Origin of the sequence: Micromonospora yasonensis, from assembly GCF_026013475.1 — a bacterium.
Classification (GTDB): Bacteria; Actinomycetota; Actinomycetes; order Mycobacteriales; family Micromonosporaceae; genus Micromonospora; species Micromonospora yasonensis.
Window position 1 is genome coordinate 1 of sequence record NZ_JAPDPH010000180.1, and the last position, 14354, is coordinate 14354.

Consider the following 14354-nt stretch of genomic DNA (forward strand, 5'->3'; position numbering starts at 1 on the left):
CGCGGACCACCCACCGACCGGCCACTCCGCGCCGTCGCGGGACCGGCTGTCGGGCCGGACCCAGGCGAACGCCGGCCCTGCCGCAGGGCCAACCCGGCAAGCTCTACGAGAGGACCGAACCGATGACCATGCTCGACCAGCCGACCCGCACCGTGCCGGGGCTGACGCTGGATCTCACCGACGACGAACGTGACGCCCTGCGGGAGCTGGCCGAGCAGCTCGTCGCCACCCCGCCGGCGCTCCTGGACGACGTGGGCTGGGTGGCCCAGGCCCGGCAGGCGAGTTGCTGGCTGCCGCTGCGGCTGCGGCAGATCCTGCGCACCTTCCGCGACGACGCCGGCCCGGCCGGATCGCTGATCCTCACCGGACTCCCGTTCGGCGAGGACGACCTGCCGGCCACCCCGAACGTACGGGAGTCGGTGGAGCGGGCCACCACCGTGCCGGCCGTGGTGGCCATGCTGATCGGCCTGAACCTCGGCGAGGTGATCGCCTACCGGGACGAGAAGACCGGCGCCCTGGTGCAGAACGTGGTCCCGGTGCCCGGTCTGGAGGGGACGCAGAGCAACGCCGGGTCGGTGCCGCTGGAGTTCCACGTGGAGAACGCCTTCCACCCGCAGCGCCCCGACTACGTCGGCCTGCTCTGCCTGCGCAACGACCACGCCAAGCGGGCCGGCACCCTGGTCACCTGCATCCGGCAGGCGCTGCCGCTGCTCGAGGAGACCGACCGGAAGGTGCTGCACGAGCCCCGGTTCATCACCGCCCCGCCGCCCTCGTTCCATCAGGGCGACCGGACCAGGCCGCACGCCGTGCTGACCGGCAGCCCCGAGGACCCGAACATCTGCCTCGACCTGAACGCCACCGCCGCGCTGGACGACGAGGCGCGCGAGGTGATGGCCCGGCTCAAGGGGGTCCTCACCGACGTCTCCACCTCGCTGGTGCTCCAGTCCGGCTCGATGGCCCTCATCGACAACCGGCTGGTGCTGCACGGCCGCACCGAGTTCACCCCCCGCTTCGACGGACGGGACCGCTGGCTGCACCGGGTCTACGTGCACCTGGACAACCGGCGCAGCCGGGCGCACCGGGACGGTTCCCGACCGGTGCTCACCTGAGCCGACACACGCGCCCAGGTTCCATAGATCATCTTCTTCGGAACGGTAGGCTGGCCGGCGCCGCGAGGCCGGCGTCGGCGGCCGACCTCAGCACCAGGGGCGGCCGGGGCACCCGCCACCAGCCGGGAAAGGGACACGATGACCGAGACTCTGTCGCGCACCAGCAAGGGCGGCGGCGCTGACCGCAAACCCGAGGAGGGTCGCCTCTACCGCTGGGCCGTCTGGACCGCGCTCAACCCGGTCAAGGTCATCCTGGTCTGGCTGCTGCTGCTCGCCGGGGCGCTCGTCTCGGCGAGCTACTTCACCGCCCACCTCACCGGCAACACCAACGCCGTGACCGGCTCCGACTCGGCGAAGGCCAACCAGCTCATCGCCGACGAGTTCCCGGAGACTCCCAGCGAGACGGACTTCGTCGTCCTGCACTCGACCACGCTGACCGCCCAGGAGCAGGCGTTCCGCCAGGTGGTCGGCGCCGCCGTCGACCGGTACCACCAGGCCCCCGGCGTCCGCGAGGCGATCGACCCGTACGGCGCCCCGGACCGGCTGCTCGCCCCGGACGGCCGTACCGTGCTCATCCCGATCACCCTCGACGGCGACGACAAGAAGCTCCAGGATCAGGCCGTGCCACTGGGCGAGATCGCCGGGAACCTCGGCACCGACCAGGTCGAGGTCTACTTCACCGGCGCCTCGCCGCTCGCCGCCGCCGCCGTCGAGCAGGGCAACGAGGACCTCTCCATGGCCGAGACCATCGGCTTCCCGGCCGCCGCCATCGTCCTCCTGCTGGCGTTCGGCTCGCTGGTCGCCGCCGCCATCCCGTTGGCCCTCGGCATCGTCGCCGTGCTGTCCGCGTTCGGCGCCCTCGGCATCGCCGCCCACTTCACCAGCTTCGACGTCTTCGTGCAGACCGCGGTCAGCATGGTGGGCATCGCGCTGGGCATCGACTACACGCTCTTCATCGTCACCCGGTTCCGCGAGGAACTGGCCCGGGCCGCCGACACCGGCCGGCAGGAACGGGCCAGGGCCGTCGGCCGGACGCTGGCCACCGCAGGTCAGGCCGTCCTCTTCTCCGGCGTCACCGTGGTCGTCTCGCTGTCCGGGCTCTGGCTGGTCCGCTCGGCCAAGGTCTACTCGATGGCGGTCGGCATGAGCGTCGCCGTACTGGTCATGATGCTCGTCGCGGTCAGCCTGCTGCCCGCGCTGCTCGGCCTGCTCGGCGGCCGGATCAACCGGCTCGCGCTGCCCTGGGCCCGTCGATCCCTGGCACATCCCGACCCGGAACACTCCGTCTGGGCCAGGGCCATCGCCGTGGTCATGCGCCGCCCGGTGCTCATCGCCGCGCTCGGCACCGTCCTGCTCGGCGCCCTGTCCATCCCGGTCTTCCACCTCCGGTACGGGGTCGACCTCGGCGCCGGCGCCGTCGCCGGATCGCCGGCTGGCAAGGGATACACGGTCGTCTCCGAGGCGTACGCGCCGGGCGTGCTGACCCCGATCACCGTGGTCGTCTCCGCCACGGGCAGCAGGCTCAGCGACCCGCAGCTCGACGCCGTCGCCCGGTTCAGTGACCAGGCCGGCGGCAACCGCGAGGTCGCCGACGTCGTCAGCGTCACCCGCGTCCTCGACGCGCAGGCCCAGGGGCACAGCACCGCCCATCTCGACGCGGCGGCGCGGACGGCGGGTGCCGCGCTGGCCGGGCTGGTGAGCAAGGACGCCGACACCACCGTCATCACCATCCGCCCCCGGCACGGCGCCGACACCGACGAGACCGCCGACCTGGTACGCCAGCTGCGCACCCAGGCGGAGGGGGCGTTCGCCGGCACCGGGCTGACCGCGCATGTCGGCGGCGGTCCGGCCGAGATCGTCGACATCACCGACGAGAGCTCGCGGGCCATGCCGCTGGTCATCGGCGCGGTACTGGCCGCGAGCTGGGTGCTGCTGCTGATCGCCTTCCGGTCGCTGGTTCTGCCGTTCGAGGCGATCTTCATGAACCTGCTCACCTCGGGCGCGGCCTTCGGCCTGGCGGTGCTGGTCTTCCAGGATGGACACGCCGCCGGCCTGCTCGGCGTCGACCGGACCGGCTTCATCCAGGTGATCCTGCCGCTGTTCGCGTTCGCCCTGGTCTTCGGCCTCTCCATGGACTACCAGGTGTTCATGCTCTCCCGCATGCGCGAGGAGTGGGACCGGACCGGGGACAACCGGGCCGCTGTCCAGCTCGGCCTGACCCGTACCGCCAAGGTGATCACTGCCGCCGCGACCATCATGGTGGTCGTCTTCGCGTCCTTCATGTTCACCCGCATTCTCGAGATCAAGCAGATGGGCTTCATGCTCGCCCTGGCCGTGCTGATCGACGCGACGATCGTCCGGCTGCTGCTGGTCCCGTCCCTGATGCGGCTGATCGGCCGCGGGAACTGGTGGCTGCCCGGCTGGCTGGGCCGTGTCCTACCCCGCGCCGGTCAGCACTGAGCACGCTCCGGGGAGGTCCCGGCGGATCGCCGCGATCCGCCGGGACCCCTGTCGTACCACCGTCAGTCGGCGGCCGGCTCGACCAGTTCGACCAGGATCCCGCCCGCGTCGCGGGGGTGCACGAAGTTGATCCGGGAGCCGGCCGTACCGGGCTGCGGCTGCTCGTAGAGCAGCCGCACCCCGCGCTCGCGCAGCTCGGCGGAGGTCTTCTCGACGTCGTCCACGGTCCAGGCGATCTGCTGCACGCCGGGGCCGGACTGCCTGAGGAAGCGGGCGATCGGTGAACTCGGGCTCAGCGGGGCGAGTAACTGGAGCCGACCGGCGGCCGGATCCGGCCCGATCGACAGCATCGCCTCCCTGACCCCCTGCTCGGCGTTCTCCTCGATGTGCAGGCAGCGCATGCCGAACAGCGATTCGTACCGCCTGATCGCCTCGTCCAGGTCGTTGACCGCCATGCCGATGTGGTCGATGCCGCGCAGGCCGACGCCGGACAGCGCCGATCCGTCGGCCGGCTGCGAAAGATCGTCAGACATGCCCTCAGCGTAGTGGCAGCCATCGATCAGGCGAAGAGCCTCGGCGCGACGTGGGGAGGGCGGCAGGGCGGACGCGGTCGCCGCCGGCGACCGCGTCCGCCCTGCCTCGGCCGGTCAGGCGATCGGCAGGTTGTAGAAGGTGAGCAGGCCGGCGCCGGCAGCGTTGACGATCCAGGGGCCGGCCCGCAGGTGACCGAGGTAGCTCACCCCCGTCGCGCCGTCGGCCGGCGAGGAGAGGGTCAGCTTCAGCCGACCGCCGGCGAGGTACTCGACCCCCGTCACGGTGACCGTGGTCCCGTTGACCCGGAAGTCCGCGGCCGAACCCGGCTCCACCGTCAGCGGGTCGTCGCTGCGCAACTGGATGGTGATCTCCGTGCGCTCGGCGTTCGAGAACGCTGCGGTGCTCGGGTTCGGCGGGGCGACCCCCTCGCCGGGCCCGTGGTAGAGATCGCGGGCCACCACCGCGAACGTGTGGTCGCCCATCTCCCGGTAACCCTGTGCCCAGGCGTAGTGGCAGCCGTCGTGTCCGGACAGCCCGTTGGTCGACAGCAGGGTCACGCCGAGCGTGTCGCCCATCTGCCGCTGCGCCTCGCGCAGCGCGCCGGTGGTGCTGGTGCCGCACGGCGACGTGCGCACCTGATAGACGAAGTACCGGGTCCCCCCGGCGACGTCGGCTCCCAGCTCGGCGCGCCAGTCGTCGAGTAGCGCGGTGAAGCCGGCGACGTGTACGGCCGCATTGTCGTTGTCGGACTCACCCTGGTACCAGAGCAGCCCGCGCACGTCGCCCAGCACCCCGGCGCCCGCCAGGCGTTGGCGCAGCCGGCCGTAGTTGGTGCCGATGTCGTCCGGGTTGGCGTCCCTGCGCTGGAAGAACGAGATCGGCTGGCCGCCGTGCGCGCCGTTGACGACGGCCACCGGCACCTGGTAGGTGTCCGTGATGCGCCGGGCCATCCGGATGCCCCACTGCCCGATCGAGCCGGGCTGGTTGGTGACCTCGCTGCCGGCGTAGTTCCAGTGCCGGTCCGCCGCGGAGAGGACGGGATCCGCCGTGGGTGACCCGTAGCTGCGGATGAACGGCGACTCCTCGCCGGCTGAGGAGCCATTGTAGGTGGCCGACACGGCGTTGGACTGGCCCTGGATGACATAGACGTCGCCGGCCACGATGCCCTCCCAGACAGCCACTCGGCGGGTCACCTGGGCACCCAGCGCGTGCAGTTCGAACCGGTACTCCCGCAAGGCGGCGTCGATGCGGGGGCGGAACGAGAAGTCGCGCCGGTCGGTCACCTCGGCCGTGTCGGTCCACTCGTCGTCGCCGCTGGTGATGTGGAGCTGCACGGCCTTGACCCGCGGATCCGTGACCACGCCGGACACCGGCACGGTGGCGCCGTTCGCGGCGTCCCGGGGGTACAACTGGCGGTCCTGCGGGTGCTGGTCCAGGGTCAGCACGGAGGACCGGGCATACACGGTCAGCCGACGCTGGGTGAACGTGCCGGCGTTCCCGGCGAACGTCCAGTCCGGATGACCGGTCGGCGCGGAGCCGATGCCGAGCGAGAGCGCCGCGCCGGTCGAGGTGAAGGTGTTGACCGCGAACACGGTGCGCGGCGCGACCGGCGAGGGCCGGCCGGCGCCGACCTGGTGCACCTGGAACGACCCGTACCCGCCGGAGGAGTTGACGGTGTCGTCGGCGTCGTAGAGCGTGGACGAGGCCCCGGAGATCTGCCGGGACGAGCCCGCGCTGTAGGTGTTGGGCCACATCTCCAGGTAGCCCGCCAGGCCGGTGCCCGTGGTCACCCCGGGAACGTTGGTGGCGACGTCCAGGTCGTTGACCCGTTGGCGGGTGATCTCGCCGGTGCGGGTGGGCAGCCCGAGCCGGTGCGCGTCCGTCGTGAAGGGCTCCATGGCCGTCCACACCCACTGCGGGCCCGCCGGGCCGTCGAGCTCAAGGCAGTAGCCGACCCGGTCGAAGCCGGCAGCCAGCATGTCGGTGTGGTCGAAGGTGTACGGCGGGGCCTGGTTGAGCCACCTCGCCTGGGTCGGGAGGTCGAGCGACAGGACCGGGGCGAAGGCGGCCGTGCCGTCGACGTTGGCGGAGCAGGCCGTGTCATCGGCCGCCCGGCCTGCGGCGAGCGTGGGGCCGGCCGCGTCCGCGGCGAAGGTGGGGCCGGCGGCCGCTGCCGGCGCGGAGACCACCCCGATCGAGGCCAGCAGGAGCAGGCCGGCCGCGGCGAGCGCGACGCCGGGCCGGCGTGGCGTCGCGGCGCGGGGCCCGGGGGAGAGGTGTGGACGGGGCATGACTCGTACCTCCAGCAAGGTCGTGTTCGTGTCCGCCGGAACGATGTACCACATGCCTAGCAGTGGACATTCACGTTCTGCAATGTCGTTGCGGTGAGTGGTTGGATCCTGGCGACGGGGGTGCGCTCCCGGGCGACGAACGGGCGACCGGTTTCCGTCCACTGGCACCGAATCGACCGGGATGAAGAGGGCCTCGGCTATCAACCGATTGACGACATGCAGCATGCGCATTAACTTCTCACCTATCGCAAGCAAACTTCCGCTACCTGCATGTCGGCAGCGCCTATCCGCAAGTTGGTTGCCGCCCAGCGTGTGCTCGCCGGGTTGCGCGGCGGAACTCCCGTCCCTGATGACAACGCGCTCTCGCGAAGGAGCTTGAGATGGACACTGGACGACGTGACTTCCTGAAGATCCTGGGACTTGGCTCCGTGGGTGCGGCCTTGCCTGCGGCGCTGCTGCCCAGCGCACCCGCGTTCGCCCAAGGCGAGGACATCACCGCCAACAGTGTGAACCTCGGCAACGACCGGCTCAGCCTCGACTGGCGGCGTGGTACGACCGGCTGGGTGGTGGAGCGGGTCCGGGTACGTGGCCGTGCAGGTTGGCGCGAGCTGTCCGGGGTGACGGGCGAGTACCGGCTCCTCACCTCGACGACCGCGCCGTCCGCCGGCGACGCCGCCACCAAGCCGGTCGGCGATGAGGTGCGCTGCTATCCCGAGCGGGCCTGGCGTACCCCGGACGGCATCGCGTTCCAGGCGGCGCTTCCGGCCGGAACGCTGACCGCCCAGTGGGCCCTCGACCCGACCGCGTCCGACGTGGTCGTCACGCTGACCTTCGCGCCGGCCGTCACCGCCTACTACTCCTTGATGTCACCCGCGCTCGCCGCCGTCGCGCCCGACGAGCTGCGGCGCGGGGTGATCCCTGGCTACTGGACGGGCACCGCGATCCAGTCGCGCGAGGATCTCGGCTACCGGTACGGCATTGGCGTGCCGGCCAGCCCACTGGTCGCGCGGGAGCGGACCGCGACGACCGCCACCACCCTGGTGGAGACCACCGGCGGAATCACCCTCGGCGTGGTCGCCGCTCCCGGCACCGCCCGTGACCCATGGGAGTCAGACACCAGTACGCACAGCAGATGGCAACTGGGCCTGTCGACGGTGGACCGCCGGGGTGAACTCCTGCCCACCGCGCACCACCCCGTGCTGGGCCAGGCCGGCTCCCTGGTGGCGGCCGGCCAGGCGCTCCAGTTCAGCTTCCGGTACCTGCTCCGGGAGGGCGACTGGTTCGACGCGTTCAAGCACGTCGTCTACGACGTCTACGACCTGCGCAGCTATCTCCGGCTGGCCCGCAACAAGCGGTCGCTGGTCAACCGGCTGGCAGTCATGCAGGACTTTGTCGCCGGCCCCTCCTCACGCTGGCACGTTTGGACCTTCAAGGGGCTGGAACTCGGCGCGGAGAGCGACAAGCTCTCCGACGTCGGCGCGATGTGGATGATGCGGGCGCTCACCGGAGACCCGGTCATCGAGCATGAGCGCCTGCCGTACGCCCGCAACTTCAAGCTTGCCCAGCAGGAGACCGAGCCGGGCCCGTTCCAGGGCGCGGCGCTCGGCGAGTACTACTCGGCCCGTGACGGCCGGTGGGTGAGCGAGAACTACCGCGCCAACACCGCCCCCTTCAACCAGGACTACGTCTCCCCGATCTTCACCACCTTCTACACCCTCGCCGACGTCGGGAACATCCTGCTCTTCCAGCCCGATGACACCGAGTTGCGCGACCGGCTGCGGCTCGCCGCCGACAAGCTGCTCTCCTGGCAGCACCCGGACGGCAGCTTCGACATCGGCTACCTGCGCGCCGATCCGACGGTGAAGATCTACCCGGAAGTGCCGGACCTGCGGGCCACCTGGTACGGCCTGCTGGTCGCCTACCGGACGTTGGGTGACGCCCGGTATCTCGACGGCGCGCGGCGCGGCGCCGACTGGCTCATCGCCAACGCCGTGGCGACCGGCAGCTTCATCGGGGTCTGCGACGACGTCCGGCTGGTCAGGGACTTCCAGGTCGTCTTCGCCGCGCAGGCGCTGCTGGAACTCGGCGAGGCCACCGGCGAGCGCCGGTACGTGAATGCGGCGATCGAGGCCGCGCGGCTCTACACCACGCACGTCTACACCCACCCCACGCCGAGCACCGACTCCCGGGTCTTCCACGGGGAGGAGATGCCGCAGTGGCGCACCAGTCAGGCCGGGCTCGGTTTCGAGCACGCCGGCTTCACCGGCAGCGCCAACGGGGCCGGTCCGATCCTGCTCTGCTGCCACACCGGCGCCTTCGTCCGGTTCCACCAGCTCACCGGTGAGAAGCTCTTTCTCGACATGGCCCGGACGGCGGCCCGGGGGCGGGACGCCTTCGTGGACCAGAGCCGGGGCATCCCGTCGTACTACTGGTCCGCCGGCCCCGGCGGCGCCGGCGTGTTCCCGTGGCACGGCTGGTGGCACATGGGGTGGATGATCGACTATCTGCTGGCCGAGGCGCGGCTGCGGTCGCACGACCGGATCACCTTCCCGCGCGGGTACATGACCGCGAAGGTCGGCGCCTCGGCGCCGTACGGCTTCGCGGACGGCTCGGTCTACGGGCAGGCGGCCCGGTTGTGGCAGCCCGCCGGCCTGGTCGACACAGGTGATCCGAACGTGGAACACCTGACCGCCCTCGCCACGAACGGGAAACGGCTGTTCCTGATGCTGGTGAACGGCAGCCCGGAGCGGATCGAAACCACCGTGCGACTCGACCCGCGCGCGCTGTCCCCGGGCCAGCGCGCCACGTGGGGTGCCTGGCAGGTGCTCGCGGGACGGGTCGACGCGACCGACGGCGGCTGGCACGTGCAGCTGAAAGGCGAGGACCTGGCCGTCCTCGCGATCGACGTCGACCTCGCCGACGACCCGCTCGGCCCCCGGCCGCGTACCTTCGCCATCGGCGGTGAGCTGTTGGCCCCGACGCTCAGCTGGGCGTACTGGACGCAGACCACGAGCTGGGTCGAGTGGCGGGTCGCCGGCGCGCCGGAATGGACCGCGACCCCCGAGGCGCAGGGATACCGGTTCTCCGCCACACTGGACCTCTCCACGGTGGCTACCCCGGCGGCCGTGGAGATCCGGGTGGCGACGCGGTCGACGTCCGGCGCGATCGGTTACTCGGAGCCGATCAGCCGGCAGGTCTACCGGGTCGGTGCCAATCTCGCGTTGCGCGCCCCCGCCACGGCCTCCTCGACATACAACACCACGTACAGCCCGGACAAGGCGGTCGATGGCGACCGGACCAGCACGTCGAGCCGGTGGCTCTCGGCGGTGGGCGATGCCCGTCCGACCCTGACCGTCACCCTGCCGTCAGTGACGATCCCGAAGCTGGCGCGGATCAACAGCGGCCCGGACGACTCCCAGCGGCTCGCCGACTTCACCGTTCAGGCGCTGGTCGGTGACGAGTGGGTGACTGTCGGATCGGTCGTCGAGAACACGCAGCGCAGCGTGGACGTGCTGCTCGAGCCGCGAGAGACCCGGCAGCTCCGGCTGTCGATCAGCAGGCCGTCCCGGGACCCGGTCAACGTCGCCCGGGTCTTCGAGTTCGAGCTGTACGACGAACTGCACTGATCGATTCACCGCCCACCGTCCCGCAAGGAGGCCTCCTTGACCAGACGGACCCGCCGATGGGCCGCCGCGGCCCTGGCGCTCGTCCTGGTGGCCGGCGCCGCCCTGTCAGCCGGGGCGGTGGCGCCCGCCGACCCGGCCCGCGTCGCGGCGGCGGCCCCGCAGCTCTTCTTCGACGACTTCACCGCGGGGCTCACCGGGTGGCGTGCCCTGACCGGATCGCTCGGCGAATGGACGACGACCAACGCCGAATTCCCGTACGTCACAGTCGACACCCGCACCCAGTCCTCCGGCCGGTACGTCACCCCGGTCACCCCGGTCGGGCTGCCGGCGGCGTACGAGCTGCGCACGCGGGTCCGCGTCGAGGCGGTCGCTGACTCACCCACGGTCTCCCTGTTGACCGACTTCCGCGAGCCGTACTCGGTGACCCAGAACAACCTGGCCGCACAGCTGTCCGGCTGGTCCGGGGTGCAGATCTCCCGCCCGGTGACCAGGACGGTGTGCCGGGGCGCCGCGCCGGTGCGCCAGGGGGAATGGCACGACCTGGTCATCCGGCGGGCCAACGACATCTCGGTCGTGGAGCTCGACGAGCAGCGGGTGGCGGTCGTCGACTCGCCGGCGGCCGGCGGCACGATCGGGCTGGGGGTCTACCACGCCCGTGCGTCCTTCGCGAGCGTGGTGGTGAACGCCCTGGACGGCGTGCCGGCCGACCATCCCACCGCCGCAGCGGGTTGCGGCTGGACCGAGCCCGGCGAACCGGACGCCGACCAGCCGGTGTTCGTCAACCAGAGCGGCTACAACCTCGGCCAGGCCAAGCGGGTCACCGCGCCGCGGGCGGTGGACGGGGACCGGTTCCGGGTCACCGACGCGGCCGGGGCCGTCCGATACGAGGGGACGCTACGCGGCCAGGTGGGCGACTTCACCGGCTTCGATCCCGCGGACACCGGCCCGTTCACGGTGGTGGTGGAGGGATCGGCGGGCACCGGCACGTCGGTGCCGTTCGGGATCGGGGCGGACTGGATCGAGCGGGTGTCCTACCGCCGGGCCGTCGAGTTCATGACCGACGTGCGCTGCTACTACGGCGACTTCAGCAGGATGGTCTACGGCGGCGCCGACGCGCAGAACTGCGCCAACGGCGTCGGCTGGCGGGACTCGCACCAGATGTCGTTCGAGCTTCCCTCGCTGATCGACATGTACCTGGCGAACCCGTCGGCGTTCGCGCAGATCAAGGATCCTGACGCCCGGTACGTCGGACTGCCGGTGCAACTGCCGCCGGACACACCGGAGATCGTCCGACTGATCCACTGGGCGGTGGAGGTCTACCTCGGTGGGAAGGTCAACCACACCCTGCTCAAGGAACAGCTCGCCGCGTTCCTCTACGCCTACCCCTACCTGCGGGAGTACATCCCATACGAGGTCTACCAGCGGGCCCGTGACTACCTGTTCCCGATCTGGGGCGACGAGGGCAAGGACCGGTTCGCCTGGTACGACAACACCCCGCACACCGCCAACCTCTTCCAGGTCTACACGCAGGTGGGCACGGGCAAGGGTGAGCTGCCGCCCGGCCACTCGGTGTGGCCGAACGTGATGATGTACGAGGTCGCCAAGCGGGAGGGGCGCGACGACGCCGACCGCTACCTCGCGGCGGCTCGGGGCCAGGCGGCCTGGCTCGTCGACCATCTGGACGTCACGGACCCGACCGTCACCAAGGGCCAGCGGCAGGGGGAGTACCACCTCGTCACCGGCCTGGTCCGGCTGCTCTCGGCACACCCCGACCAGGCCCCACCCGGCACCCTGGACTTCATCCGCGACTGGGCCCGCCAGGTGATCGAGCGTTCCGACAACCTTTGGGACTTCCGCCGGTACTCGGCCGACCGGTGGACCATCCCGCCGTTCAGCGGCGGCGGTTCGGCCAGTGACCCCAACGAGACGGGCAACGTCGCCGGCTTTGCCGCGCCCGCTCTCGCCGCCGCGCGGGTGCTCGGCGACGACCCGATGGCCGCCCGGCTCCGCCAGATCGCGGTGGCCCACGTCGACGACATCTTCGGCCGCAACCCGACCGGCCGGCACGCGTCCTACCGGGCCGCGACCGCGCAGTGGGGGTTCGAGGGCGTGGAACGCGGCTGGTACTCGGAGTACCAGGGCGGGGCGGGCCGCCTGCAGGGCGCGCGCGGGGTGCTCGACGGCAGCCCCAAGAACGCCCACTATCCCTACAACCCCGGTGCCGGGAACATCGGCCACTCCGAGGGCTGGGTCACCTTCAACACGGCGTGGAACGAAACGCTGGCGTGGCGCGCGTACGACACCACCACCGTGCGGGTGGTCGACGGTACCGGGGCGGCGCTCGACCGACTGCCCGAGGGAACCCGCGCCACGGTCCGCCTGACCGCGCCGCTCAACCTCGACCCGGCGGCACTGGACCGGGCCGACGTGTGGGTGCGCGTCAACGACCGTACGCCGCAGCGGCTCGTCGCCGTGCAGACCGGCCAGAACGCCACCACGTACGCCGCCGACCTGGACCTGACCTCGCTCGGCGCGGCCTTCGGCGACACCGTGACCCTCTCGTACGGCTTCGGCGGCTTCGCGCACGAGGCCGAACTGGCCGTCACCGCCCCGCTGTGTCAGGGCCGGCCGGCGACCATCATCGGCACCGACGGGGCCGACCGGCTGATCGGGACGGCCGGCGACGACGTGATCGTCGGCAAGGGCGGTGCGGACGAGATCGTCGGCCTGGCCGGTGACGACGTCATCTGCGGCGGCGACGGCGCGGACCGGGTAATCGGGGGCGGGGGCGACGACACGCTGCTCGGCGGTGCCGGCGACGACGTGCTGACCGGCGGCCCGGGCGACGACCGGCTGTACGGCGGCCCGGGCCACGATGTGCTCACCGACGCGGGCGGCCAGGACGTGATCGACCAGGACGGCCCGGTCGCGTGAGGCACCGCGGTGCCGGGTGGTCGTGCGCGACCCGGCACCGCGGCCACCATCGCGCCGCGTGCGGCCGGTGTCCGGGGCGGCCCTCAGCTCACCGGCGCAGCACCCCGTCGAGCAGGGCGGCGGCCGACGCCCGGTCGGGCAGGCCGGCGGTGTCCCCGGGCGCGGCGACCACCGCGGCGGCCAGCGCGTTGCCCAGCGCCGCCGCGCCGGCCGGCGGGACGCCCCGCAACCGAGCGGTCAGATAGCCGCCGGCGAAGGCGTCACCGGCGCCGACCGGATCCACCACCACCGTCGCGGCGCTCGGCAGGTGCACCGCTGCGTCTGGCGTCCCACCGGCGTGGTAGCAGCCGTCCGCGCCGGCCTTGAGGACGGTTTCCCGCACCCCGGCCGCGGTCGCCGCGGCGAACACCTCGTCCGGGTCGGACGGATCGCGTACGCCGAGGACGGGGCCGGCCTCGTCGGTGCCGAGCAGCAGCACGTCGACGTGCCCGAGCAGCGCCCGTACGTCGGCGGCCTGCCGCTCGACCGGCCCGAGGGCGGGGCGCAGGTTCGGGTCGAGCGCCACGGCCGTACCGGCCCGCCGGGCGGTGCGGACCACCGACGTCACGGCCGCGCGGGGGCCGGGGCCAAGCGCCAGCGTGACGCCGGAGACGGCGGCCATCCGGGGACGGGCGGCGAGCAACCGGACCCCGTCGGCCTCGTCGAGGTGCGCGGCCGCCGAACCGCGCCGGTAGTAGTACACCCGCCGCTGCCCGTCCGGCCGGGCATCCTTGAGGAACAGGCCGGTCGGGTGGTCGGGGTCGACCGCCACCAGCGTGGTGTCCACGCCGGCGGCCCGGGCCTCGGCCAGCACCCGGGCGCCCAGCGGGTCGGCGCCGACCCGGCTGCAGAAACCCGTGCCGGCGCCGAGCCGGGCCGCGGCCACGCAGAGGTTGAGTTCCGCCCCGGCCACGTGGACCTCGACGGTGGCCGTGTCCGCGAGCGCGGCCCCCGGGGGCGGCTGGAAGAGTGCCATCGCCTCGCCCAGCCCGACGAGGTCGAGCCGTGCGGGCGGGGCCGCCGTGGTCACGTCAGCCACCTCGCCCGAAGGTCGTCGCGGAGAAACGCGGCGGGCGACGCGATGGACAGCCCGCCGTCGACCGGCAGCACGGCGCCGGTCACGAAGCCCGCCCCGGCCAGGAACAGCACCGCCGCCGCGACCTCTTCCGGGGTGCCGGTGCGCCCGAGCGGGTAGCCCGCCGCGGCGTCCGGCAGGCCCGCTCCGCCGATCATGCCGGGCGCGACGGCGTTCACCCGCACCCCGGCCGGCCCGTACTCCAGCGCGAGCTGGCGGATCAGGCCCTCCAGTCCCGCCTTCGCCGCCGCGTAGGCGGGTAGCCCGGGCGCCGCCAGGACGGCGT

Annotated in this window: 8 protein-coding genes; 4 read left to right on the forward strand and 4 right to left on the reverse strand. The window is 72.3% G+C overall.

Features of this window, described 5'->3' with window-relative positions; genetic code table 11:
• Positions 1-122 precede the first annotated feature (122 nt).
• On the forward strand, positions 123-1109 hold the full coding sequence (locus tag ONA70_RS27280) for a TauD/TfdA family dioxygenase (RefSeq protein ID WP_265009350.1): 987 nt from the start codon (positions 123-125) through the stop codon (positions 1107-1109).
• A gap of 138 nt (positions 1110-1247) precedes the next feature.
• Positions 1248-3569 (forward strand): MMPL family transporter, encoded by a 2322-nt coding sequence (locus tag ONA70_RS27285; protein WP_265009351.1) that lies wholly within the window; start codon positions 1248-1250, stop codon positions 3567-3569.
• Positions 3570-3631: 62 nt separating this feature from the next.
• Here the strand turns inward: ONA70_RS27285 and mce are convergent, their stop codons facing one another.
• Together mce and ONA70_RS27295 are read right to left on the reverse strand one after the other, a co-directional pair.
• A complete protein-coding gene (mce, locus tag ONA70_RS27290) occupies positions 3632-4102 on the reverse strand; it encodes a methylmalonyl-CoA epimerase (protein WP_265009352.1) in 471 nt (156 codons plus the stop codon).
• A gap of 114 nt (positions 4103-4216) precedes the next feature.
• Complete coding sequence (locus ONA70_RS27295; protein ID WP_265009353.1) at positions 4217-6394, reverse strand: sialate O-acetylesterase; 2178 nt, start codon at positions 6392-6394, stop codon at positions 4217-4219.
• Between the two features lie 380 nt (positions 6395-6774).
• Here ONA70_RS27295 and ONA70_RS27300 point away from each other — a divergent pair, with 380 nt between their 5' ends.
• Both ONA70_RS27300 and ONA70_RS27305 read left to right on the forward strand, forming a co-directional pair.
• Entirely contained in the window at positions 6775-10020 is a 3246-nt protein-coding gene (locus tag ONA70_RS27300) for a discoidin domain-containing protein (RefSeq protein WP_265009354.1), read from the forward strand.
• Between the two features lie 36 nt (positions 10021-10056).
• Positions 10057-12954 (forward strand): hypothetical protein, encoded by a 2898-nt coding sequence (locus tag ONA70_RS27305; RefSeq protein WP_265009355.1) that lies wholly within the window; start codon positions 10057-10059, stop codon positions 12952-12954.
• 88 nt (positions 12955-13042) lie between these two features.
• Here ONA70_RS27305 and ONA70_RS27310 read toward each other — a convergent pair whose 3' ends face one another.
• Both ONA70_RS27310 and ONA70_RS27315 read right to left on the reverse strand, forming a co-directional pair.
• A complete protein-coding gene (locus ONA70_RS27310) occupies positions 13043-14023 on the reverse strand; it encodes a sugar kinase (RefSeq protein ID WP_265009356.1) in 981 nt (326 codons plus the stop codon).
• Positions 14020-14354: SDR family oxidoreductase (locus ONA70_RS27315; protein WP_265009357.1), on the reverse strand; the 335-nt coding region annotated here is incomplete at its 5' end. The genes ONA70_RS27310 and ONA70_RS27315, both read right to left, overlap by 4 nt.

Bases quoted from the DNA above. Each gene is read 5' to 3' on its own strand.
- ONA70_RS27280 (WP_265009350.1), top strand. From the start codon at position 123: ATGACCATGCTCGACCAGCCGACCCGCACCGTGCCGGGGCTGACGCTG.
- ONA70_RS27285 (WP_265009351.1), top strand. From the start codon at position 1,248: ATGACCGAGACTCTGTCGCGCACCAGCAAGGGCGGCGGCGCTGACCGC.
- mce (WP_265009352.1), bottom strand. From the start codon at position 4,102: ATGTCTGACGATCTTTCGCAGCCGGCCGACGGATCGGCGCTGTCCGGC.
- ONA70_RS27295 (WP_265009353.1), bottom strand. From the start codon at position 6,394: ATGCCCCGTCCACACCTCTCCCCCGGGCCCCGCGCCGCGACGCCACGC.
- ONA70_RS27300 (WP_265009354.1), top strand. From the start codon at position 6,775: ATGGACACTGGACGACGTGACTTCCTGAAGATCCTGGGACTTGGCTCC.